Annotated in this window: 19 protein-coding genes; 12 read left to right on the top strand and 7 right to left on the bottom strand. The window is 72.6% G+C overall.

All coding sequences use genetic code 11. The annotated features are described in order from the left end of the window. The first annotated feature begins 82 nt into the window (after positions 1–82). A complete protein-coding gene (locus tag ACFWWU_RS20525; protein ID WP_384147233.1) occupies positions 83–1,360 on the top strand; it encodes an ROK family protein in 1,278 nt (425 codons plus the stop codon). A 13-nt stretch (positions 1,361–1,373) separates the two neighbouring features. On the opposite strand, the gene ACFWWU_RS20520 is transcribed toward ACFWWU_RS20525, so the two are convergent. Beyond that, a complete protein-coding gene (locus ACFWWU_RS20520; RefSeq protein WP_384147232.1) occupies positions 1,374–2,159 on the bottom strand; it encodes an IclR family transcriptional regulator in 786 nt (261 codons plus the stop codon). A gap of 195 nt (positions 2,160–2,354) precedes the next feature. On the opposite strand from ACFWWU_RS20520, the gene ACFWWU_RS20515 reads away from it, so the two are divergent. The 4 genes from ACFWWU_RS20515 to ACFWWU_RS20500 all read left to right on the top strand — a co-directional run bounded on the left by ACFWWU_RS20515 (position 2,355) and on the right by ACFWWU_RS20500 (position 6,795). Continuing rightward, positions 2,355–3,509: a mandelate racemase/muconate lactonizing enzyme family protein gene (locus tag ACFWWU_RS20515; RefSeq protein WP_384147231.1), complete on the top strand. Its 1,155-nt coding sequence runs from the start codon at positions 2,355–2,357 to the stop codon at positions 3,507–3,509. Then, positions 3,506–4,549, top strand: coding sequence for a zinc-binding dehydrogenase (locus tag ACFWWU_RS20510; protein ID WP_384147230.1), 1,044 nt, complete (start codon positions 3,506–3,508; stop codon positions 4,547–4,549). Before ACFWWU_RS20515 ends, ACFWWU_RS20510 begins: the two co-directional genes overlap by 4 nt. A gap of 51 nt (positions 4,550–4,600) precedes the next feature. Further along, on the top strand, positions 4,601–5,608 hold the full coding sequence (locus ACFWWU_RS20505; RefSeq protein WP_384147229.1) for a hypothetical protein: 1,008 nt from the start codon (positions 4,601–4,603) through the stop codon (positions 5,606–5,608). Positions 5,609–5,724: 116 nt separating this feature from the next. Beyond that, a complete protein-coding gene (locus tag ACFWWU_RS20500) occupies positions 5,725–6,795 on the top strand; it encodes a LacI family DNA-binding transcriptional regulator (RefSeq protein ID WP_384147228.1) in 1,071 nt (356 codons plus the stop codon). On the opposite strand, the gene ACFWWU_RS20495 is transcribed toward ACFWWU_RS20500, so the two are convergent. From ACFWWU_RS20495 to ACFWWU_RS20475, 5 genes are all read right to left on the bottom strand, one after another. Beyond that, on the bottom strand, positions 6,731–8,995 hold the full coding sequence (locus ACFWWU_RS20495; RefSeq protein ID WP_384147227.1) for a glycoside hydrolase N-terminal domain-containing protein: 2,265 nt from the start codon (positions 8,993–8,995) through the stop codon (positions 6,731–6,733). The genes ACFWWU_RS20500 and ACFWWU_RS20495 overlap by 65 nt on opposite strands. Continuing rightward, positions 8,992–9,264, bottom strand: a complete 273-nt coding sequence (locus ACFWWU_RS20490) for a hypothetical protein (protein ID WP_384147226.1) — start codon at positions 9,262–9,264, stop codon at positions 8,992–8,994. Before ACFWWU_RS20490 ends, ACFWWU_RS20495 begins: the two co-directional genes overlap by 4 nt. A gap of 113 nt (positions 9,265–9,377) precedes the next feature. After that, positions 9,378–10,316: a carbohydrate ABC transporter permease gene (locus ACFWWU_RS20485; RefSeq protein WP_384147225.1), complete on the bottom strand. Its 939-nt coding sequence runs from the start codon at positions 10,314–10,316 to the stop codon at positions 9,378–9,380. Continuing rightward, positions 10,313–11,347 carry an ABC transporter permease gene (locus ACFWWU_RS20480; protein ID WP_384147224.1) on the bottom strand — a complete coding sequence of 345 codons (1,035 nt, stop codon included), beginning with the start codon at positions 11,345–11,347 and terminating at the stop codon, positions 10,313–10,315. The genes ACFWWU_RS20485 and ACFWWU_RS20480 overlap by 4 nt, the downstream gene beginning before the upstream one ends. Before the next feature lie 2 nt (positions 11,348–11,349). After that, complete coding sequence (locus ACFWWU_RS20475; RefSeq protein WP_384147223.1) at positions 11,350–13,074, bottom strand: Tat pathway signal sequence domain protein; 1,725 nt, start codon at positions 13,072–13,074, stop codon at positions 11,350–11,352. Between the two features lie 356 nt (positions 13,075–13,430). On the opposite strand from ACFWWU_RS20475, the gene ACFWWU_RS20470 reads away from it, so the two are divergent. Next, positions 13,431–16,322, top strand: coding sequence for a glycoside hydrolase family 3 C-terminal domain-containing protein (locus ACFWWU_RS20470; protein ID WP_384147222.1), 2,892 nt, complete (start codon positions 13,431–13,433; stop codon positions 16,320–16,322). A 119-nt stretch (positions 16,323–16,441) separates the two neighbouring features. Then, complete coding sequence (locus ACFWWU_RS20465) at positions 16,442–16,978, top strand: hypothetical protein (protein ID WP_384147221.1); 537 nt, start codon at positions 16,442–16,444, stop codon at positions 16,976–16,978. Positions 16,979–17,169: 191 nt separating this feature from the next. Here ACFWWU_RS20465 and ACFWWU_RS20460 read toward each other — a convergent pair whose 3' ends face one another. Beyond that, a complete protein-coding gene (locus tag ACFWWU_RS20460; RefSeq protein ID WP_384147220.1) occupies positions 17,170–17,391 on the bottom strand; it encodes a hypothetical protein in 222 nt (73 codons plus the stop codon). Between the two features lie 342 nt (positions 17,392–17,733). Here ACFWWU_RS20460 and ACFWWU_RS20455 point away from each other — a divergent pair, with 342 nt between their 5' ends. The 5 genes from ACFWWU_RS20455 to ACFWWU_RS20435 all read left to right on the top strand — a co-directional run bounded on the left by ACFWWU_RS20455 (position 17,734) and on the right by ACFWWU_RS20435 (position 22,986). After that, the gene (locus tag ACFWWU_RS20455; RefSeq protein ID WP_384147219.1) at positions 17,734–18,384 is read left to right on the top strand and encodes a GntR family transcriptional regulator; all 651 of its coding nucleotides are present in this window, start codon (positions 17,734–17,736) and stop codon (positions 18,382–18,384) included. Between the two features lie 2 nt (positions 18,385–18,386). Further along, on the top strand, positions 18,387–19,289 hold the full coding sequence (locus ACFWWU_RS20450) for a dihydrodipicolinate synthase family protein (protein WP_384147218.1): 903 nt from the start codon (positions 18,387–18,389) through the stop codon (positions 19,287–19,289). Continuing rightward, on the top strand, positions 19,277–21,007 hold the full coding sequence (araD, locus tag ACFWWU_RS20445) for an L-arabinonate dehydratase (protein ID WP_384147217.1): 1,731 nt from the start codon (positions 19,277–19,279) through the stop codon (positions 21,005–21,007). The genes ACFWWU_RS20450 and araD overlap by 13 nt, the downstream gene beginning before the upstream one ends. A 126-nt stretch (positions 21,008–21,133) precedes the next feature. Then, positions 21,134–22,072, top strand: coding sequence for a carbohydrate ABC transporter permease (locus tag ACFWWU_RS20440; protein WP_384147216.1), 939 nt, complete (start codon positions 21,134–21,136; stop codon positions 22,070–22,072). A gap of 14 nt (positions 22,073–22,086) precedes the next feature. Beyond that, positions 22,087–22,986 (top strand): carbohydrate ABC transporter permease, encoded by a 900-nt coding sequence (locus ACFWWU_RS20435; RefSeq protein WP_384147249.1) that lies wholly within the window; start codon positions 22,087–22,089, stop codon positions 22,984–22,986. Positions 22,987–23,008: the final 22 nt, after the last annotated feature.

The following is a 23,008-nucleotide window of genomic DNA, read 5'->3' as shown; positions in this document are numbered from 1 at the left end:
TTGTAAATAGCCCGGTCCCTGCTTCTTCCAACCCTTCGAATAACATCCTCGGGACAGCGCGGCCGATCGGAGGACAGCACAGATGATCAAGCGGACGTCGCAGGACATCCGACGTCTCAACCGCTTCGAGGTCCTGCGGCGCGTCTACGCGGGGCCGGGCGCGATGAGCCGTCAGGACATCGCGACCGCGACCGGGCTCTCGTTCGCCACCGTCGCCAACCTCACCGCCGAACTCCTGGAGGCCGGGGTGCTCGTCGAGGCGGGCCACGAGGACTCCAGCGGCGGCCGCCCGCGGGCACGCCTCGCCGTGAACTCCGAGCGGGGCGCGCTGATCGGCGTCGACATCGCCGAGACGTCGGTGCACGCCGAGCTCTTCGACCTGGCCCTGGAGGTCCGGCACTCCGTGGAGCGCCCGCTCCCGCCGGGTGACGTCCGCCCCTCCGACGTCGTCGACGTCCTCGCCGGCTGCGTGGAGGAGCTGCTGAGCGCCTCCGGGGTGCCTCGCGAGCGGGTGCTCGGGGCCGGGGTCAGCGTGCCGGGCATGGTGGAGCGCGAGGGCGGCGTCTCGTCGTTCTCGCCGTACTGGTCGTGGCACGAGGTGCCCCTGCGCGCCCTGCTCGACGAGCGCCTCGGACTGCCCCTGTGGCTCGACAACCCGCTACGGGCCAGCACGGTCGCCGAGCTGTGGTTCGGCGCCGGGCGCGAGGTCGACGACCTGGTGGTGCTGACGCTGCGGGCCGGTGTCGGCGCCGGGATCGCGATCGACGGGCAGCTGTACCGGGGCTTTACCAACAGCGCGGGCGAGTGGGGCCACACCTGCCTCGCCCTCGACGGCCGCCTGTGCACCTGCGGCAACCGGGGCTGCGTGGAGGCGTACGTGAGCACCCGGGGGATCGCGCGGACCTGGCGCGAGCTCGCGCCGGGCGACGAGCGGGCGACGGGCGCGGACGACGCCGCCACGGTCGCGGCCCTGGCGCGCGCGGCGGCGGAGCAGGACCCGACGGCCGCCGCCGTCATCGAGAGGACCGGGCGCTACCTGGGCGCGGCGGTGGCCAACCTCGTGAATCTGTTCAACCCCCGGGTGCTCGTCCTCGGCAATCAGGTCGTCGACCTGCTCGGCGAGCGCCTCCTGACCGCCACGTACGAGGCGGTGACGCGGCACGCCCTGCCGCTGCCGCACCGGGCCGCGACCTTGCGGCGCAGCGCGGTCGCGCACAACGCGGTCACGCGGGGGGCCGCCACCTTCGCTCTGGAGGGGTTCCTCAACGACCGTGAGGTCTTCGGGCCGGTCAGCCGGATGCGTCAGCCCCGGGAGCGCCGGGACGGCCGCCGGGTCGGATCCGCCGATGCGGAGGGCTGACGTTCACCGGCCCTCAGCGGCGCGCACCCCGGTGTCCGAGCCGTGCCGAGAGCTCGTCGGCGCCCTTCGCGGCGAGGGCGGTGAGTTCGTTCTCCCGCTCCTCGCTCCAGCGGTGGACCGGCACCGAGACGGACAGCGCCGCGACGACCCGGCCGGACCGGTCCCGCACGGGCGCGGCGACACAGCTGACGTCCGGGTTGGACTCCTGGAGTTCGACGGCGACGCCGAGGATCCGGATCTCGGCGAGCGCGGCCCGCAGCACCTCCGGGTCGCTGAGGCTGTTCGGCGTCATGGCCTCCAACGGCCCTTCGTCGAGCCGCTCTTCGAGGCGCGCTTCGAGCTCGTCCGCGGGGAGGGAGGCCAGGAGCATCTTGCCGACGGCGGTGCAGTGGGCGGGAAGGCGGCGGCCGGTCGCGGAGACCATCCGCACCGCGTGCGTCGAGTCGACCTTGGCGATGTAGATGACGTCCATGTCCTCCAGGAGGGCGACGTGGACGGTCTCGCCGCAGGTGTCGGCCACCTCGCGGGCGACCTGGTGGCCTTCGGCCGCGAGGTCGAGCTGTTCCGCGTACCGGCTGCCGAGCTGGTACGTGCGGACGCCGAGCCGGTAGCGGCCCGGCTGCTCCGGTACCGGGACGAGGTAGTTGCGGGCGGCCAGGGTGGCGACCAGCTCGTGCGTCGTCGTGCGTGGCAGCTGGAGCCTGCGGGTGATCTCGGGCGCGGACAGCGTCCCGTCGCCCTGGAGGAAGAGCTCCAGTATGTCGAATGCCCTGGTCACCGCCGGAACGAGTCGTCCCACGAGGCCCACCCCACCCTCTGTTCGTTCGAGATCCCCATGGGCATTCCCATCGGCGTTCCCGTCGGCATTCCCGTCGGCGTCACCGTGGACACGCTCCCGTTGACACGTCGACGGGCCGCTGCCTACGGTCTCGCCGATCCACCGAACATTATTCGATATCTCGAACATCACGCCAGCGCCCCGGGAGCAACCACCGTGCGCATCACGGGAATCACCACACATGTCGTCGGAACGCCCTGGCGCGATCTGACCTACGTCCTGGTCCACACCGACGAGGGCCTGACCGGTGTCGGCGAGACCCGGATGCTCGGGCACACCGACGCCCTGATCGGCTACCTCCGCGAGGCGGAGGCGAACCACATCGCCGGCTCCGACCCGTTCGCGGTCGAGGATCTCGTACGCCGCATGAAATACGGCGACTTCGGACGGGCCGGCGAGATCGTGATGTCCGGCATCGCCGTCGTGGAGATGGCCTGCTGGGACATCAAGGGCAAGGCGCTCGGCGTGCCCGTGTGGCAGCTCCTCGGCGGGCAGGTGACCGACCGCGTTCCGGCGTACGCGAACGGCTGGTACACCACCGAGCGCACTCCGGAGGCCTATCACGCGGCGGCCCGTACGGTCGTGGCCCGCGGCTACCGGGCGCTCAAGATCGACCCGTTCGGCAACGGCCGGTTCGAGCTGGACGCCGAGCGGTCGCGGGACGCGGTCGCGCTGATCGAGGCCGTACGGGACGCGATCGGTCCGGACACCGAGCTGATGGTGGAGATGCACGGCCGCTTCTCCCCCGCGACGGCGATCCGGCTCGCCCGCGAACTGGCCCCGTTCCGGCCCGCGTGGCTGGAGGAGCCGGTGCCGCCGGAGAACCTCAAGGCCCTGCGCAAGGTGGCCGACAAGGTCGACCTGCCGATCGCGACCGGGGAACGGATCCACGACCGGATCGAGTTCCGGGAGCTGTTCGAGTCACAGGCCGCCGACATCATCCAGCCGGACGTCGGGCACATCGGCGGCATCCTGGAGGCCAGGAAGCTCGCCGCCACCGCCGAGACCCACTACGTGCTCGTCGCCCCGCACAACGTGGGAGGGTCGGTCCTCACCGCCGCCTCCCTCCAACTCGCGGCCTGCACGCCGAACTTCAAGGTCCTGGAGCACTTCAACGACTTCGCGGACGCCGAGATCACGAAGGTGGTGCGCGGGGCCCCGGAGGTCGATCCCGAGACGGGCTGCTTCGCCGTCTCGCACGCGCCGGGCCTCGGTGTCGAGCTGGACGTGGACGCGGCGGCCGAATTCCCGCAGCGGCGCGCCCGGTTCGACCTGTGGGCCGAGGGCTGGGAGAAGAGGCGGCCTCGATGAGCGAAGGACCCGCCCATGGCTCCGTACGCCGGAGCCGTTCCATCGTCGTCGACGCTCCCGGTGAACACCGGCTCGTCGAGCGGGAGGTGCCCGGGCCGGGACCGGGCGAGGTCCGGGTACGGATCGCCGCCGCCGGGATCTGCCTGAGCGACCGCGAGCTGTACGACGGTCACCGCGCCCCGGGATACGTCCGCTACCCGGTGGTCCCCGGGCACGAGTGGTCCGGCACCGTGGAGGCCGTCGGCGTCGGCGTCGACCCCGCGCTCGTGGGCCGGGCGTGCGTCGCCGAGGGCTTCCGGTCCTGCGGCACGTGCGAGCGGTGCCGGTACGGGGAGACCAGCCTCTGCACGGCCGGGTACGCGGAGACCGGCTTCACGGAGCCGGGTGCCTTCGCCGACCACCTGGTGATCCCCGCACGGCTGTTGCACCCGCTCCCCCACGGCGTGGACCTGCGGGCCGCGGCGCTCCTCGAACCCGCCGCCGTCGTCGCGGCGGCGATACGGGCGGGGCGGCCGCGCCCGGGCGAGCGGATCGCCGTCGTCGGCGCCGGAACGCTCGGCCTGCTCGCCGTCCAGTGGCTCGCCGCCTCCTCTCCCGACGAGCTCGCCGTCGTCGACCCCCGTACGGAGCGGGCCTCGCGCGCCCTCTCCTTCGGCGCCGGCCGGACCCTCTCCCCGGCGGAGGCGGACGATGTGTCCGGGCGCTACGACCTGGTCGTGGAGACCGCCGGGGCCCCCACGACGGCCGCCGCCGCCTGCCTCCTCGCGCGACGGGGCGGCCGGGTGGTGCTGACCGGCATGTTCGCGGCGGGCGCCACCGGCATCGACCCGGTCCATCTCTCGGTGAACCAGCTGGAACTCCGCTCCGTCTTCGGCGCCTCCTCCGCCGCCTGGGCGGACGCGGTGCGCGCCTTCTCGGCCGGAGTGCTCGACCCGGCACCGCTCGTCACCCACGCGTTCCCGCTGGAGCGGTTCGGCGAGGCGCTCGCCCTGGTGGGCGGCGGCGCCCCCGGGACCGGCAAGGTCCTCCTGCGCCCCTGAGCGCACCTCCCTCGTACGCACCTCGTCCGACCTCCCGAACAGAGGATCCCGATGACCACGCGACCGGCACCCCGACGTCCCGGCGGCGAAGCGCTCCGCCGCATCGGCCACCCCGTACCGGCGGACGACCTCGCCGACGCGTCCCCGCACGCCTTTCCCGACGGCGGCCTCTGGCGCACCGAACTCCCCTCCGTCGAGGGCCCCGAGGCGCTCGCCGTCGTGCTCGCCGAGAGCGCGCGGCTCGACGTCCCCGTGCACCGGGTCAGCCAGGGCAGCGGCGTCTGGATGCTCACCGACACCGAGATCTCGGAGATGGTCGACGCCTGCGCCGAACGCTCCGTCGAGCTGTGCCTGTTCACCGGGCCGCGCGGCACCTGGGACACCGGGGCGGCCACGCGGACCGACTCCGGCGGGGCCGGGCTCCGCGCCCGGGGGCACGACGCGCTCGCCGGATGCGTCGAAGACGCCCTGCGCGCCGCCGCCTTGGGCGTGCGGTGTCTGCTCGTCGCCGACGAGGGCGTCCTGTGGACCCTGCACCGGCTGCGTACCGAAGGGGTGTTGCCGAGCGACACCACCTTCAAGGTGTCCGCGCTGATCGGCCCGGTCAACCCGGCGGCCTTCGCCGTCCACGAGCGGCTCGGTGCCGACTCGCTCAACGTGCCCTCCGACCTGACCCTCGCGCACCTCAGCGAGATCCGGCGGGTCAGCCGGGCGCCGATGGACCTGTACGTCGAGGCCCCGGACGACCTCGGTGGATACGTCCGGATGTACGAGGCGGCCGAGTTGATCCGGCGGGGCGCGCCGCTGTACCTGAAGTTCGGGCTGAGCCGGGCCGCCGGGATCTACCCCTACGGCGCACACCTGCGGGACCAGGCCCTCGCCACCGCCCGTGAGCGGGTCCGGCGTGGACGACTCGTCCTCGACCTGCTCGCCCGCCTGGGGGCGGACGGCGGGATGTCCCCGCTGGGCTCCCGGCACCCCGGCGAGCTCCGTCGCTTCCCGGTCACCGACGAGGCCCACCTTCGCCCGCCCGCCATCGAAGCGCTTCGATCTTCCTGATCCTCCACTCTGGACACGTCAGCACGGTCACGTTACGGTCTCGCTGGGTCGCCGAAGCGATCACGGCGGTCTCCGTCGAAGCGTTTCACCACTGTCACGGCCCGCGGGGAGAACGGATGGTCACCCTTGGCGAGGTCGCCCGGCACGCCAGTGTGTCGGCGAGCACGGTCAGCTACGTGCTCAGCGGCAAGCGTCCCATCTCCGACCCGACCCGGCGGCGGGTGCGGGCCAGCATCGAGCAGCTCGGCTACCAACCCCACGCGGACGCGCGGGCGTTGGCGAGCAGCCGGTCGCGGATCATCGCGCTGATGGTGCCGCTGCGGACCGACATGTACGTGCCGGTGATGCTGGAGATCGCGGTCGCCGTCGCCACCACCGCCCGGGCGCACGGCTACGACGTGCTGCTGCTCACCGGCGAGGAGGGCCCCTCGGCGCTGCGCCGGGTCACCGGCAGCGGTCTGGCCGAGGCGGTGATCCTCATGGACGTCCAGCTCGACGACGAGCGGCTGCCGGTGCTGCGGGCGGCGGGCCCGCCCGCCGTCCTGGTCGGGCTGCCGGCCGATCCGGCGGGACTGAGCTGCGTCGACCTGGACTTCACGGCGGCGGGGGCGTTGTGCGTGGAGCATCTGGCGGGCCTCGGGCACCGGGAGATCGCCGTGATCGGGGAGGCCCCCGGCGTCTACGCCCGGCACACCGGCTTCGCCGAGCGGACCCTGCGCGGTCTGCGCGACCGGGCCGCCGAGCTCGGCGTCGGGCTCCTGCACCGGCCCTGCGAGGGCGGTCACGACGCGGTCGCGGGGGTCCTGGCCCGGATCGTCGACGAGCGGCCCGGGGTCAGCGCCTTCGTCGTGCAGAACGAGACGGCCGTCGAACCGCTGCTCGCGCTGCTGCGGCGTACGGGCCGGGCCGTGCCCGAGGACGTGTCGGTGGTCGCCGTCTGCCCCGATCCGGTCGCCGCCCAGGCCTCGGTGGCGCTCACCTCCGTGGCGATCCCCGCGCAGGAGCTGGGCCGCCGTGCCGTGGAGCGGCTGATCGCGGGCCTCTCCTCCCGACCCGACGGCTCCGGAACGGAAGACGAACGGACGGTGGGCGGCACCGCCCCGACGGCGGGCGTCGAGCTCCTCACCCCGGTCCTGACGGCGCGGGACAGCTCCGGCCCCCCGCCGGCGCGCGGGGTCGGGAGCTGACGACCCGCTCCTCGCCCGCGCGCAGGACGAGTCGGGTCGCGCCCGCCGGGCTCCGGAGCTCGACCTTCGCGTCCCGGTCCGGCCGGACGACCGCGCGGTACTCCCCCGGCGCCCACGTCAGGTCGACGCGCGCGCCGAACCGGGTCCGCACGCCGGTGAGCCGGCCGCGCGGGCAGCGGGCCAGCGGCGCGGGCAGGAGCACGAGCCGGTCGGGCGTCGACTGCACGAGGGCCTCGATCAGGAGCGCGGGCAGGCTGTGCGCGGCATCGGCGTTGTAGACGTCGCGGGCCGGATAGTGCGCGCTCATGAGGGAGTCGTGGAAGTAGTCCCCGGTGAGCACGCGGGCGAGGGCGTCCTCGGTGCGGGCGGCGTCCCCGAGCCGGGCGGCGACCAGGCCGTGGTGGAGGTGGCCGTGGGCGGAGTCGTTCTCGCTGCCCCGGAGTGCGAGGGCGCGCCGGGCGGCCCCGGCGAGGTCCGGGGTGTCGTACGGGTTGATCTCGTCCAGCGGCCAGACCGGGTAGAGGTGGCTGAGGTGCCGGTGGTCGTAGCGGTCGCCGAGCCCGGGGCGGGCCCATTCGGCGAGCGCGCCGTCGTCGTTGACCCGGTACGGCGGCAGCCGGTCGGCGAGCGCCCGGAGCCGGGCGGCGTCCTGGTCCGGGGCGCGGTCGGCGGCGGCGCGCAGGGCGTGCCGGGCGGCGGCGATGTCCATGGTGGCGTCGACCGCGCCCCAGCTTCCGCCGTGGGGGCGGTTCTCCGGGGAGTAGGAGGGGACGATCACGATCCGGCCGTCGGGTCCGGTGCGGGTGAGGAAGTCCTCGTAGAACGCGGCGAGTTCGCGGAGGATCCCGGTGACGCGCGGGTCGCGCCGTCCGCTCGCCTCCTCGTGGGCGAGGAGCGGGACGAGCAGCCAGTCGGCTCCGGCGGTCCACAGGTGGAGGGGGTAGTCGCGGCTGAAGTGGTACGTGTGCCCGGAGGCGCCGTCCGTGTGGGTGGGGGCGACGATGCCGCCGGCGCCGAAGATCTCCCGGGCGTTGTCCCGCCAGTGCGCCAACTGTCCGCGGATGAGCCGGGTATGAGCCTCGGTCACCTCGGGGAGGTCGGCGGCGACGGCCGAGGCGGTCTGGAGGTTGAGGTTGGCGTTCGTGGTGAACGCCCCTGACCAGGCGGTGTTCCAGTCGCCGGTCCACAGTCCGGTGAGCCGGGGAGGCAGGAGGCCCGAGGAGGAGAGCAGGTGGTAGCGGCCGGCGGCGAAGAGGCGTTCCAGGAGGGCGGCGCTGTCGGGCCGGCCGAGCAGGGCGGATCCGGGGAGGGCCCGCTCGGTCGGGTCCGCGCCGAGGTCGAGGGCGACGCGCCCGTAGGCGGGGCCGTGCAGCGCGGTGTGCCGGGCGAGGAGCCGGGCGTGGAGGGCGGCGAGGTCCGGGAGGGAACCATCGGTGTCGACCAGGGCGCGCAGCCCTTCGGTCTCCCCGTCCATGGCCGTGCTGACGTCGGCCTCGTGCCGCCGTACGCGGGTGAGGAGCAGCAGCTGCCGGGCGCCCTCGATGCGTATGCCGGAGGCGGTGATCGTGGTCCGCCCGGCGTCGCTGAGCAGGAGGGTGAGGCCCGTGTAGCCGAGCGGGCTGTCCGGGTAGCGGGCCCGCAGGGTGAGGACGCTCTCGCGGCCGGCGATGGCGATGCCGCGCCCGGTCCCGAGTTCCGCGGGGACGCCCGGCAGCCGGTGGTCGAGGTCGACCTCGACCACCGGGCCGGGCTCGGAGACGTACTGGACGAGGACGTCGTCGGCGCGGGAGACGAAGACCTCGCTGCGCCGCTCCCCGCACTCGGCGGCGACCACCCCGGTGGTGAAGTCGACGGACCGGTGCGTCGCCGCGCCGGTACTGCCGGGTGCGCGCCGGACCCGGGTCTGGAACGCGGGGTGGAAGGGCCGGACCCAGCGCAGCGGGCGGCCGTCCGTGAAGCGTTCGGCGGCGGTCGTGTCGCCGGCGAGCAGGGCGTCCTGAAGGGCCGGAAGCGCGTCGGCGAGCCGGGGCGGCGCGGTGTCGGCGGGGTCGTTGTTCGGCCGTACGAGGGTGTGGTGGGTGACGACCACCCGGTCGTCCTCGGGGTCGCCGAAGACCAGGGCACCGTGCCGGCCGTTCCCCGTGAGGAAGGCGTCCTCCCAGCGGGCGGCGGGTGCGGGCTCCCAGGTGCCGTGGGTCACGGCCTGCCCTCCCCGGGCGTGGGGCGGTGATCCTCCGGTACGACGACGCCGAACCGGGCCGGCTTCACCGTCCCCTCCGTCACGGTGCCGGTGAGGAGGTCGCGGTGGCGGCCGGGCAGCCGCGCCGTGTTGCGGAGGATCGCGTGCAGTCCGTCGAGTTCGCCGCCCCGGTGGGCGCCGTCCTCGTCGCGGGGCAGCGTCTCGGGGTGGCGGTGCCCCAGCCACGGCGGGGGCGAGCAGCGGGTCGGGTCGTCGAGGCTGGGAGGCATCGGGCGGTCTCTCCGTATGAGGGTGGGGCGGGGGGCGGGTCGGCCCTTGCCTGCGCGGGCGGGGTCGGCCTTCGCCTGCGCAGGCGGGGCGCCTTCGCCTGCGCGGGGAGGTGTCAGCCCTTGACTGCGCCGGTCAGCATGCCCTTCCTGAAGTGCTTCTGGACGAAGGGCGAGAGGACTGCGACCGGCAGCAGGGCGAGGACCATGACGGCCATCTGGACGGCGAGTCCGGAGAGGTCGCCGGCCCTGACCGCCTGGCCGAGGCCGACCGGGATCTCCTGTTTCTGCACGAGCTGGATGAGGACGTTCTGCAGCGGCATCATGTTCTGGTCGCTGAGGTAGATGGAGGCGTTGAACCAGGCGCTCCAGTAGCCGACCGCGTAGAAGAGGGTGATGACGGCGATCACCGCCCGGGAGAGCGGCATGACGATCTGCCAGAGGATCCGCAGGTCTCCGGCGCCGTCGATCCGCGCGCTGTCGACGAGTTCGGGCGAGATGCCCATGAAGAAGCCACGCAGGACGAGGATGTTGAAGACGCTGACGGCGCTCGGCAGGATCAGCGCGAGGTAGGTGTCGGTGAGTCCGAGGGTCTGGACGAGCAGGTACGTGGGGATGAGTCCGGCGCCGAAGAACATGGTGGCCATGAGGGCGAGCAGGATGAAGCGGTGGCCGAGCGAGCCGGGCCGGGAGAGCCCGTACGCGCAGAGGACCGACACGGTCATGGAGAACAGGGTGCCGGCCAGGGTGACGAGGACGCTGACGACCGCCGCCCGGGTGACCTGGCCGCCGCCCAGGAGCTCCTGGTAGGCGATGAAGGTGAGGTCCCTCGGGACGACCACCAGACCGCCGACCTCCGTGATCGTCTTCTTCGACGAGAGGCTGGTGACCACGACGATCCACAGCGGTACGAGGACCGCGAGGCAGGCGCCGGCGAGGAGCAGGCCCTTGGCCGCGAGGCCCGCCCGGCCGGGCGGCTCCTCCCAGACGGGCCGGGCGGGCGCCGCCCACCACGAGGTGCGGCGCCGGGACGTCTTCGGTTGGCCCGCGGTCATTTCCGGTACACCCCCTGCTCGCCCATGAGGTGGGCGACCTTGTTCGCGGAGAGCACCAGCACCAGGCCGACGACTCCCTTGATCAGTCCGGCGGCGGCCGCGTAGCTGAAGTCCTGGCTGCGCAGGCCCGTCCACCACACGAAGGTGTCGAGGACCTCGGCCGCCCCGGGTCCGACGGCGTCGCGCTGGAGCAGCAGCTGCTCGAAACCGACGGTGAGCGCGTCGCCGACGCGCAGCACGAGCAGCAGCGCGATCACGGGCCGGAGCGCGGGCAGGGTGACGTGCCACATGCGGCGCCACCGCCCGGCCCCGTCCATGGCGGCGGCCTCGTACAGGTCCTGGTTGACTGCGGCGAGCGCGGCGAGGAAGACGATGACCCCCCAGCCGGCGTCCTTCCAGATGCCCTCGGCGGTGACGAGGAACTTGAAGACCCCCGGGTCGGTCATGAGGTCGAAGCCCTCGTGGCCGTACTGCCGGAGGGTCTGGGCGATGATGCCGGCGCCGCCGAGGATCTGCTGGAAGACCGTGATGACGAGGACCCAGGAGAAGAAGTGCGGCAGGTACAGGACGGCCTGGACGACCGCCCGGACCCGGGGCCGCAGCACGCTGTTGACGAGCAGGGCGAGCGCGATGGGCACCGGGAAGAAGAGCACCAGCTGGAGCAGGAAGAGGACGAAGGTGTTCTCGACGGCGTGCCAGAACGACGGGTCGGAGAAGACCCGTTCGAACTGGGCGAGGCCGACCCAGGGGCTTTCGAGCATGGCGGTGACGCCGTTGGTGGAGACGTACGGGTCGTAGTCCTGGAAGGCGACGACGTTCCCCAGGATCGGGACGTAGTGGAAGACCAGGACGAGCACGAGCGCCGGAACGGTCATGAGGAGGAGGGTCCGGTCGCGCCGGAACCGCCGTGCGAACGGGACGTGCCCGTCGGCGCGGGGACGGCCCCGGCGCCGGCCGCCTCGGGCACGCGGGGTGGGGCCGTCGGGAGCCCGCGCGGCCGGGTCCGCGGTCTTCGTGTCGAGCGTGCTCACCGTCAGCTCGCCGCGGATCCGGTGGTGTCGAGGAGCTTCCTGTACCAGTCGCGCAGCTGGTCCCCGCCCTTGGTCTTCCACTCGGAGACGGCCTGCTGCATGTCGGAGACCTTCTTGCGGCCCCGGACGATGTCCTTCTCCAGCTGCTCGAAGTCGTTCATGAGACCGGTCCACTGGGACGGCTCGGTGATCGTCATCCCGTAGAACGAGGACTTGGAGGTCACGGCGCCCATGCGCTGCTGCCACTCGACCATGGCCCGGGTGACGTCGGGAGTGTCGGGGTGTGCCACGTAGGGGGCGGGGCTGGCGACGAACAGCCAGGAGCTGCTGACCTCCTGGTTGCCCTTGTCGGTCTTGACCGGCAGGCCGTCCTTGATGGTGTGGTGGACGCCCTCGACCCCGTAGTCGGTGAGCATCCGCTCCTTGGTGCCGTAGGGCGCGGCGGTGAAGTCGGCGATGGCGAGGGCGTCCTCGACGACCGCCTTGGAGCTGCCCTTCCTCACGAAGGCCCAGATGTTGGCGGGGTTGGTCGCCCACAGCTTCGGTGCGCCGCCCGCGTGGCCGGGGATGTCCATCGCGGCCATGGCGAACGTCGGGTTCTGCGCGGCCTGTTCGGAGGACTTGGCGTACCAGTGGGAGAGGTCGTTGTTGTAGACGAGGCACTGGCCCGCGGTGAAGCGGAGGCTGGTGTCGCCCTGGTTCTGGGTCTTCTCGTCGGGGTGGACGACTCCGGCGTCGTAGAGCTTGCGGGTCCACTCCAGGGCTTCGAGGTACTCGGGGGTCTCGATGCGGTTGATCAGCTTGCCGTCGACGAGGTGCCAGCCGAGCGCCTTGTCGCTGCCGGGGAGCACGCCGAACATGTTGTAGGCGGTCCAGGTCATGTCCCCGCAGGCCCAGACCTTGGCCTTGGCGCTGGTGATCTCCTTGGCGAGGGCGAGGAACTCGTCGGCGCTCTTGGGGAGTTGCCAGCCCTTCGCGTCGAAGAGGTCCTTGCGGTAGAAGGGCGCGATGTTCGTGACGTACGAGGCGGGCATGGGCAGGCCGCGCAGCTTGCCGCCGAAGAGCGAGCGCTGCCAGGCGTCGGTGGGGATGGCCGCCAGGTTCGGGTAGGCCTTGACCTTGTCGCCGGAGAGGTACGGGCCGAGGTCCTCGAACTTGGCGTTGATCGCGCTGGGGATCTTGCCGCCGAGGTTCCAGCCGGGGACGACGACCACGTCGGGTATCTCGCTGGAGGCGAGGACGGCGCCGAGCTTCTGGTCGTAGACGTTGCCGTCCTGGTTCTGCCAGGCGGCCTGGACGCCGATGGCCTCGTTCATGGCCTTGTAGTACGGGTTGTCGGAGGCGGGCGGCGGCCCCCAGAACGGGGCCATGACGGTCAGGGCGCTGCCCTTGCCCTTCTTGGTGGTGACCGACGCCTTGAGCTCGGCGCTCGCGATGGCCCGGGTGAAGCCGGCGGCGGAGCCGTTCTTCGGCGCGATGTCGGGGGTGACGACGGTGCCGGCCACGAAGGCGGGGAGGAGCTTGGCCGCGTCCTTGCCGGTGGTGGTGCCGTCCTTCTTCCCGGTGCCGGAGTCACCGCCACCGCAGGCCGCGAGCAGCGGGACGCCGCCGGCCACCGCCGCGGCGGCGACGGCGGTGGAGGCGAGGAAGCCCCGCCGGCTCTGCCCGGTGTCGCTCCGGCTCGGGGTGGATCTCCGGGAGCCCGTGGAGACGGCGTTCGGCGTCATTGCGTCAACCCTTCGTGGCACGCGCCAGGACATACGGCGACCGAGGGGTCGCCGACCGGCTGCGGGGGTGGAGGTGGAGGTGGAACGGGCGGGGCGGAACCCCGGGGCGCCGTCGACCATCGAGTCGAAGCGCTTCGATATTGCTGCGAGGTTAAGTGAACGTCACAGGCGCGGCAAGAGCCGTTCCCGAGATTCTCGGGCTTCTCTTCGGTACACCCGTATACCAAGGAGCCCTCCAAACACGGGAAGTGGGTCGCCGTGACTCCTTGACACCCACTCCTCACGCGCGGAGCATCGAAGCGCTTCGAAATCTGCCGCAACAGCCTCCCGCTCCTCCTCTGCCAAGGGACTCGCACGTGACCGCACACCGGCCGCCCTTCCGTGACCCGGCCCTTCCCGTCGCCCGGCGCGTCGACGACCTCCTCGACCGGCTCACCGCCGACGAACGCCTGGCCCTGCTCCACCAGTTCACGCCCGGCGTCGACCGCCTGGGCCTCGCCGCGTTCCGTACCGGGCAGGAGGCCTTGCACGGCGTCGCCTGGATGGGTCCCGCGACCGTGTTCCCGCAGGCCGTCGGGCTCGGCGCGAGCTGGCACCCGGAGCTGGTGCGCCGGGTCGGCGAGGCGGTGTCCCGCGAGGCGCGCGCGATGCGCGCCAAGGACGGGCGGGTCGGCCTCAACATCTGGGCGCCGACGGTCAATCTGCTGCGGAACCCGCTGTGGGGCCGCGGCGAGGAGGGGTACGCGGAGGACCCCGCCCTGACCTCCGCGATCGCGACCGCGTTCACCCGCGGGCTGCGCGGCGACCATCCGCTGTACTGGCGTACCGCCCCCGTCCTCAAGCACTGGCTCGCCCACAACAACGAGGCGGCGCGCGACACCTCCTCCGCTTCCGTACGCCCCCGCGTCCTGCACGAGTACGACCTGCGGGCGTTCCGCGGCGCCGTCGAGGCGGGCGCGGTGGCCGGGGTGATGCCCGCGTACAACCTGGTCAACGGTCGCCCGAACCACCTCTCCCCCTACCTGGAGGAGGAGTTGCGGAGCTGGACGGACCAGGAGCTGCTCGTCTGCTCCGACGCGGGTGCCCCGTCCAACCTGGCCGACTCCCAGGCGTACTTCGCCACGCACGAGGAGGCGGTGGCGGCCGCGCTGCGCGCCGGGGTCGACTCCTTCACCGACCACGGGACGGACGCCTCGCCGATCCTGGGGCGGCTGCGCGGGGCCCTGGAGCGCGGTCTGATCGACCGGTCGGACGTGGACCGTGCGGTGCGGCGGCAGTTGACCGTGCGGTGTCTCCTCGGCGAGTTCGACCCGGAGCTCGATCCGTACGCGGACGAGAGCCGGTTCGACACCCCCGAACACCGGGAACTGGCCCGTGAGACGGCCGAGGCGGCGGTCGTTCTCCTCAAAAACGAGCCGTCGGGCGGCGAGGGACGCCCGTTCCTGCCGATCGCGGCGACGGAAGGCGTGCGGATCGCCGTCGTCGGGCTCCTCGCCGACGCCTGCAAGCTGGACTGGTACAGCGGTTCGCTGCTCCACCGCTCCACCCCGCTCGCCGGGCTGCGGGAGCGGTTCGGGCCGGAGCGGGTGACCTTCGCCGAGGGGGTGGACCGGATCCGGCTGCGGACCGCGTCGGGCACGTGGCTGCGGGTGCCGGAAGGCGATGCGGAGGTCGGGGCAAGGGACATGGAGGTCTCGCTCGACCCGGCCCTGCTCGCCGGCCGCACCGACCTGCCGCCGCTGACCGCCGACGCGGAGGGCTCCGAGCTGGCCCTGATCGACTGGGGCGACGGGGTGCTGACGCTGCGCGCGCCCGACGGCCGGTACCTCTCGGTCGCCGAGGACGGGTTCGTCCGCGCCTCGGCTGACGAGCCCGGCGGCTGGGTCGTCCAGGAGACCTTCCGGCTCGAAGCCCATGGGGACGGGCACCTCCTTGTGCACCTCGGGACGGGTGGCTACGTCTCTGTCGCCGCCGACGGCGTGAAGGTTGCCGCCGCCCGCGAATCCGACCGCGAATCCGGCCGGGCGTCCGCCGAGGTGTTCTCGATCGAGACGGTCGAGCGGGGCGAGGAGACGGTCGCCAGGGCCGCCGCCGACGCGGACGTGGTGATCGTCGTCGCGGGGAACGACCCGCACGTCAACGGCCGGGAGACCGAGGACCGCACGACGCTCGCGCTGCCCGCGCAGCAGGACCGGCTGTGGCGGGCCGCGCACGCCGCGAACCCCCGGACCGCGCTCGTCCTCGTCTCCTCCTACCCGTACGCGGTGCCGGAGGCGGCCGGGACGCTCCCGGCCCTGCTCTGGACGGCGCACGGGGGCCAGGCCGCGGGCACGGCACTCGCCCGGATCCTGGCCGGTGACGTCTCCCCGGCGGGCCGGCTCCCCCAGACCTGGTACGCGGCGGACGCCGACCTGCCCGGGATGCTCGACTACGACGTGATCGGCGGCCGCCAGACGTACCTGTACTTCGACGGCACCCCGCTCTACCCCTTCGGGCACGGCCTCTCCTACACGACCTTCGAGTACGAGGAGCTGACGGCGGCGGTCGACGGCGAGGAGGTACGGATCTCCTGCACCGTCACCAACACCGGCGCCGTCGCCTCGGACGAGGTCGTCCAGGTGTACGGGCGGGCCGTGGCGCCCTCCGTGCCGCGGCCGCACCGCGAACTCCTCGCCCACGAACGGGTCCACCTCACGCCCGGCGCGTCCACCGCGCTCTCCTTCACCGTGCCGGTGGCGGCGCTCGGCTTCTGGGACGTGGCCCACGGCCGATGGGCCGTGGACCCGGGGCCGTACGAGTTCCTCGCGGCCACGTCCAGCGCCGACGTGCGCCGTACGGTCCGCGTCGAGGTGCCGGGCACGGCACCCGGGCCGCGTCCGGTCCTGGAGACGGGTCTGGAGGCCGTCGACTACGACGAGCAGACCGCGACCGTGATCGTCGACCGCTCCCGGGTCTCCGGCGACGCGGTGACCCCGGCCGATCCGGACGTGCCCGGCACGCTCCTCTACCGGGCCTGCGACTTCGGCGACGGCGTCACGGAACTGGCCGTGACGGCCGCAGGGTCGGGCGAGGTGACGTTCTTCGCCGGTACGGGGACGGCCGAGCTGGCCCGCGTGACGGTGGAGCCCACGGACGGCCCGTACGACCACACCACCGTGGGGGCGCCCTGTCACGTCCGCGACGTGACGGACTTCCGCGTCGAACTGCGCGGGCCGCTGCGCCTCGCGCACGTCGCCTTCTCCGGCTGAGGGACCGGGAAGCGCGACGCAAGGGGTGTCCCGCCGGTCTCCTCCGGGCCCGGCGGGACGCCCCCCTCTGCCTGCGGGAGGCGGGTAGGCTCCCGTGACCGTCTACCCGGGGGCCCACCATGACCAGCACGTCATCCGTACGCCGCGTCGCCCTGCTGGCGGCGGCGCTCGCCGCGCTCGCCGTCTCCTGCGGCACGACGCCGGAGCCCGACCGCCCGGCGGCGGGCCCTGGCACGGTGGCGACGGCATCGGCCACCACCGGTGCGCCGGAGGCGACCGCTGCCGACCCCACGACCGCGCCCTCGGAGCCCGACGGCACCCCCACCGCGTCAGGCGCGCCGGCGCCGTCCTCCGGCGAGAAGGTCCGTGACGCCTTCGCCACCCTCCAGGCCACGCTCAACGACTCCTGCGCGGCGGACTGCGCCTACTTCCTCGGCCGCGTCCACAAGGAACTCCAGGAGCTGGACGGGGCGATGAAGGCCGACCCCAAGGGGCCCGGACACTTCCCCGAGCCGATCCGGAAGATCGCCGAGCTCAACAAGACGCTGGCCGGGGACAGTTCCTCCGAGAACCTGAAGAAGCACGAGAAGCTGCTCATCGGCACCCGCGACTTCATCAACACGTGGATGCAGGGTCACCCGGACGACTACCGCTGACCACGGCGAACGACAGCGCGGCGACGCCGAGCCCCACGCTCAGGCGCCGAGCTGCCGCACCTTGACCGAGTCGACGAGGACCGCGAAGCCGCCGTCGCGCTGGTGACCACCGAGGCCGCGGGCGAGGAAGGCGGAGGCTGACAACGGCCGCCGACGCCACCCCGCCGATCACCGCTCCACCCCAGGCTGCGTCAGTCGTCCTCCGGCAGGTGGTAGTAGACCGTTCCCGATCGCCAGGAGCCGTGCTCGGTCATCTCCTCATGGAGCACCACGTCCTGGATCTCGACGGGCCCGAGAGCCTCGATGGTGTCGGCGAGGCGCCGCAGGAGCGCCGGGACGCTGTCGCAGCCCGGACCCGACGGGTTGGCCTGGAGGAAGTGGCGGACGGTCCAGTGCTCAGGGGTATCGATCACGGGACGAGCGTAGGCCCTCCCCCGCACTGCGGAGGAGGGCCCTTCCGCGTCACCCGGTAGCCGCCGCCGGGGCGCCCCGGCGGTCCGGGACGGTCACCGTACTCGTCGTGCCGAGGCCGGCGCCCCGGGCCTCCGTCACGGCCGGACGCTCGTCAGGAGAGGACCCGGGGGGCAGCCGCGAGCACCGTCCGGCAGGCGAGGGCGGCGCCGGTGTCGAGCGCGGGTCCCGTAGAAAGCGTTTGCGCGAAGCATTGACGAAACACGAACGCCCCCATAGCTTCATGCCCGTTGCACTTCGTACGTCATATATGAGACGCGATACACGAGATCTGAGAGTGCTCCATGGCCTTCGCCCCCAGCCCCATCCCGTCCCGCACCCAGTACGTCCTGGAGGCGATCAAGCACGACATCCTCACCGGAGGGCTCAGACCCGGCCAGGCGCTCGTGGAGACCGAACTCGCCGCGCGCTTCGGGGTGTCGAAGACCCCGGTGCGCGAGGCGCTCAAGACCCTCGCGGGCAGCGGGCTCGTGGTGATGAGCCAGTACAAGGGCGTCACGGTCCGGATGGTCGACGCGGACATGGCCCGCTCGGTCTACGACGTGCGCCTGCTCCTGGAGCCCGAGGCGGTCCGCCGCGCGGTGGCCTCCGCCGCCCCGCTCGACGATGCGCACGAGGCGCTGCGGCGGGCCGCCGGGGCCGAGGACCCGGCCGAACGGTCCCTGGCGAACCGGGACTTCCACCGCGCGCTCTACCTGCCCTGCGGCAATCCGCTGCTCGGCCGGATGCTCGACGAGGTCCGCGACCAGGCCGCCCTGGTCTCCACGGTCGCCTGGGCCGCCGTCCCCTCCTGGGAGCGCGAGGCCGCGGAGCACGAGGAGATCCTGCGGCTCGCCGCCGCGGGCGATGTCGAGGGTGCCGGCCTGGCCGTACACGACCACATCGCCTCGTTCGTCGAGCGCGCCTTCCCCCACTCCCCCCTGAACAGCGAGTGAGCATGGATTTCGAGACCCTGAGGGCCGCCCTCGCCGATGTGGTGGCCATCCCCGTCACCCCGTTCGCCGAGGACGGCTCGGTCGACACCGTCGCGCACCGGACGCTGCTGCGCCGGCTGCTCGACGGCGGCGTCCGCACCCTCACGCCGAACGGCAACACCGGCGAGTTCTACGCCCTCACCCCCGAGGAGCGCCGCTCCCTCACCGAGGCGACCGTCGAGGAGGCCGGGGACCGCGCCGTGATCCTGGTCGGCGTCGGCCACGACGTGCCGACGGCCGTCGAGGCCGCCCGGCACGCCCGCGCCACCGGGGCCCACATGCTGATGGTGCACCAGCCCGTGCACCCGTACGTCTCCGAGAGCGGCTGGGTCGACTACCACCGGGCCATCGCCGAGGCCGTGCCGGAGCTCGGCGTCGTCCCGTACCTCCGCAACCCGCTCCTGAGCGGTGCCCGGCTCGCCGAACTCGGCGCCGCCTGCCCCAACGTGATCGGGGTGAAGTACGCCGTCCCGGACGCCTCCCGATTCGCCGGCTTCGCCCGGGACGCGGGCCTCGACCGCTTCGTGTGGGTGGCGGGGCTCGCCGAACCGTACGCCCCCTCCTACTTCGCGAGCGGCGCGAGCGGCTTCACCTCCGGCCTCGTCAACGTCTCCCCCGCGCTCTCCCTGGAGATGCTGCACGCGCTGCGGGCCGGCGACTACCCGACGGCGATGAAGGTGTGGGAGCGGATCCGCCGCTTCGAGGAGCTGCGCGCGGCGAACGGCAGCGCCGACAACGTGACGGTGGTCAAGGAGGCCCTCGCCTCGCTCGGCCTGTGCCGCCGCGACATCCGCCCGCCGAGCCGGGAGCTCCCGGAGAGCGAGCGGGCCGAGGTCGCCGCGATAGCCGCCGGGTGGCCGATGTGACGAGGAAGCCCGAGGACCTGCGCAGTCACCAGTGGTACGGCACGGACGGGCTGCGCTCGTTCAGCCACCGCGCCCGCACCCGCCAGCTCGGCTATCTGCCCGAGGAGCACCTCGGCAAGCCGGTGATCGCGATCCTCAACACCTGGTCCGACATCAACCCCTGCCACGTCCACCTCCGCGACCGCGCACAGGCGGTGAAGCGGGGGGTGTGGCAGGCGGGCGGCTTCCCCCTGGAGTTCCCGGTCTCCACCCTCTCGGAGACCTTCCAGAAGCCGACGCCGATGCTCTACCGCAATCTCCTCGCCCTGGAGACCGAGGAGTTGCTCCGCTCGTACCCGGTGGACGGGGCGGTCCTCATGGGCGGCTGCGACAAGACGACCCCGGCGCTGCTCATGGGCGCCGCCTCCGTCGACCTGCCGACCGTCTTCGTCCCGGCCGGTCCGATGCTGCCCGGCCACTGGCGCGGCGAGACCCTCGGCTCCGGTACGGACATGTGGAAGTACTGGGACGAGAAGCGGGCCGGGCGGATCGGCGACTGCGAGATGGCCGAGCTGGAGAGCGGTCTGGCCCGCTCGCCCGGCCACTGCATGACCATGGGGACGGCCTCCACGCTCACCGCCGCCGCGGAGACCCTGGGCGTGACCGTGCCGGGCGCCTCCTCGGTGCCGGCGGTGGACTCGGGCCACGACCGGATGGCCGCGGCCTCGGGGCTGCGGATCGTGGAGCTCGTACGGGAGGACCTGCGGCTGTCACGGCTGCTGACCCGGGAGGCGTACGAGGACGCCGTCGCCGCCGTCCTGGCGCTCGGCGGCTCGACCAACGCGGTGATCCACCTGATCGCGATGGCCGGGCGCTCCGGGGTGACGCTCACGCTCGACGACTTCGACCGGATCGCGCGGACCGTCCCGGTCCTCGCGAACCTCCGGCCGGGCGGCCGGTACCTCATGGAGGACTTCCACTTCGCGGGCGGGATGCCCGGCTTCCTCTCGCGGCTCACGGACGTGCTGCACCTGGACCGGCCGACGGTCTCGCACGCCACGCTGCGCGAGCAGCTCGCCGGCGCCCTCGTCCACGACGACGACGTGATCCGGGACCGGTCCAGGCCGCTGGCGGCCGAGGGCGGGGTCGCGGTGCTGCGGGGCAACCTCTGTCCGGACGGCGCGGTCATCAAGCACATCGCGGCCGAGCCGCGGCTGATGAAGCACACCGGTCCCGCGGTCGTCTTCGACGACTACCGGACCATGCAGCGGACCATCGACGATCCGGCGCTGGGCATCACCGCCGACCACGTCCTCGTGCTGCGCGGCGCGGGTCCCAAGGGCGGGCCCGGCATGCCGGAGTACGGGATGCTGCCGATCCCCGCGTACCTCCTGGAGCAGGGGGTGAAGGACATGGTCCGGATCTCCGACGCCCGGATGAGCGGGACGAGTTACGGGGCCTGTGTGCTGCACGTGGCACCCGAGTCCCATGTCGGCGGACCCCTTGCCCTCGTCCGTACGGGCGATACGATCACCCTCGACGTCGCGGCACGCTCCCTCCACCTGCACGCCACGGACGAGGAGCTGGACCGCCGCAGGGCCGCGTGGACGCCTCCTCCGGCCCGGTACGAGCGCGGCTACGGCGCGCTCTACATGGAGCAGATCTCCCAGGCCGACACCGGCTGCGACTTCGCGTTCCTGGCCAGGCCGGGAACCACCCCCGATCCGTACGCGGGCTGACCCCGCCACCCGGAGCACCGCCCCGAGCGCACCTCCGGGGTCCCACCCGAAACTCCTCCTCGCCCCACCTGTCCGAAATCTCGAACGTCGTTCGCGAAGCGCTTCACCGAGAACGGAGCCGCCGTCATGGCCTCAGCTGTGACCTCACCGCCCCAGGCCGAAACGGCACGGAGGCGCCGCCGCACGGGAGCGGCCCCCCGCCGACTGCCGTATCTCCTGATCGCCCCGGCCGGACTGCTGATGCTGGGCTTCATCGCCTACCCGGTGCTCAGCGTCTTCTACTACAGCCTCCAGCACTACAACCCCACCAAGCCCTGGCGGAACGGCTTCGCCGGCCTGGAGAACTTCACCCGGATCTTCACCGACGACCCGCACTTCTGGGGGACGCTGTCCTTCAGCCTGAAGTGGGTCGTGGTCGAGGTGACCCTCCAGCTCCTCTTCGGCCTCGCCCTCGCCCTGATCGTGAACCAGACGTTCGTGGGCCGCGCCCTGGGCCGGGCCCTCGTCTTCTCGCCGTGGGCCGTCTCGGGCGTGCTCACCTCCGCGATCTGGGTGCTGCTCTACAACTCCCAGACCGGCATCACGCGTTACCTCGCGGACCTGGGCCTCGGCGAGTACGGCACGTCGCTGCTCTCCGACACCGCGACCGTCTTCCCCGCGGCGATCGTCGCCGACCTCTGGCGCGGGGTGCCCTTCTTCGCCATCCTCATCCTGGCCGACCTCCAGTCCGTACCGAAGGACCTGTACGAGGCGGCCGAGGTCGACGGGGCGGGCCGGATCCGCCAGTTCCTGCACATCACGCTGCCCCACATCCGGGACGCGATCGTGCTGTCCACGCTGCTGCGCGCGGTGTGGGAGTTCAACAACGTCGACCTGCTCTACACGCTGACCGGCGGCGGCCCCGCGGGCGAGACGACCACCCTCCCGCTGTACATCGCCCACACCAGCGTCGAAGCCCACAACTTCGGATACGCCTCCGCCCTCACCACGGTGGCGTTCGTGATCCTTCTCTTCTGCTCGATGGTCTATCTGCGCCTGAGCAAGTTCGGAGGCGACGGCAAGTGACAGCCGAGTCCACCCTGACCGCCGCCCCCGCCCCCGGGGCCGCGCAGGCACCCCCGCCCCCCGACCGGACCCCGCCGGCCGCCGGCCGCAAGCGCCGCCCGGCCTGGGACGAGGTCCCCCGCTGGCAGATCTACCTGCCCCTCGGGATCTACCTCGTCTTCACCCTGGTCCCCTTCTACTGGATCCTGCTGTTCGCGGTGCGGCCGGCCGGTTCCACCTCGCTCCTGCCGTGGCCGATGACCACCGCGCACTTCGAGAAGGTGTGGACGGAGCGCAGCTTCGGCGTCTTCTTCCAGAACAGCCTGCTCATCGGCGTCGCGGTGCTCGTCATGACCACCGTCGTCGCGCTGGCCGGGGGTTACGCGCTCGCCCGCTTCGACTTCCGGATCAAGAAGGGCTTCATGCTGGCCCTGCTCTGCTCGCAGTTCGTGCCGGGCGCCCTGCTGCTCGTCCCGCTCTTCCAGATCTTCGCCGAGCTGCGGATGATCAACTCCCTCGGCTCGGTGATCATCGCCGAGACCGTCTTCCAGCTCCCGCTGTCGATGATCCTCATCAGCGGCTTCATCAGGAACGTGCCGTACTCCCTGGAGGAGGCCGCCTGGGTCGACGGCTGCAACCGCTTCAGCGCCTTCCGGATCGTCGTGCTCCCCCTGCTGCGGCCCGGCCTGGTCGCCGTCGGCTCCTTCGCCTTCGTCCACGCCTGGAACCACTTCCTCTTCGCCCTGATGTTCCTGAGCAGCCAGGACAAGCAGACGATCCCGGTCGGTCTCAACACCCTCATGGGCGCCGACAGCGTCGACCTCGGCGCGCTCGCGGCGGGCGGGGTCATCGCCGCCGTCCCCGTCGTCATCGTCTTCGCCTTCATCCAGAAGTGGCTGGTCACCGGCTTCAGCGCCGGGGCGGTGAAGGGATGAACGGCCACCACACGACCAAGGA

This window comes from Streptomyces sp. NPDC058650, from assembly GCF_042717315.1.
Taxonomy (GTDB): domain Bacteria; phylum Actinomycetota; class Actinomycetes; order Streptomycetales; family Streptomycetaceae; genus Streptomyces.
Note: the sequence above shows the minus strand (reverse complement) of the source record. Positions and strands in the feature narration are given on the sequence as shown.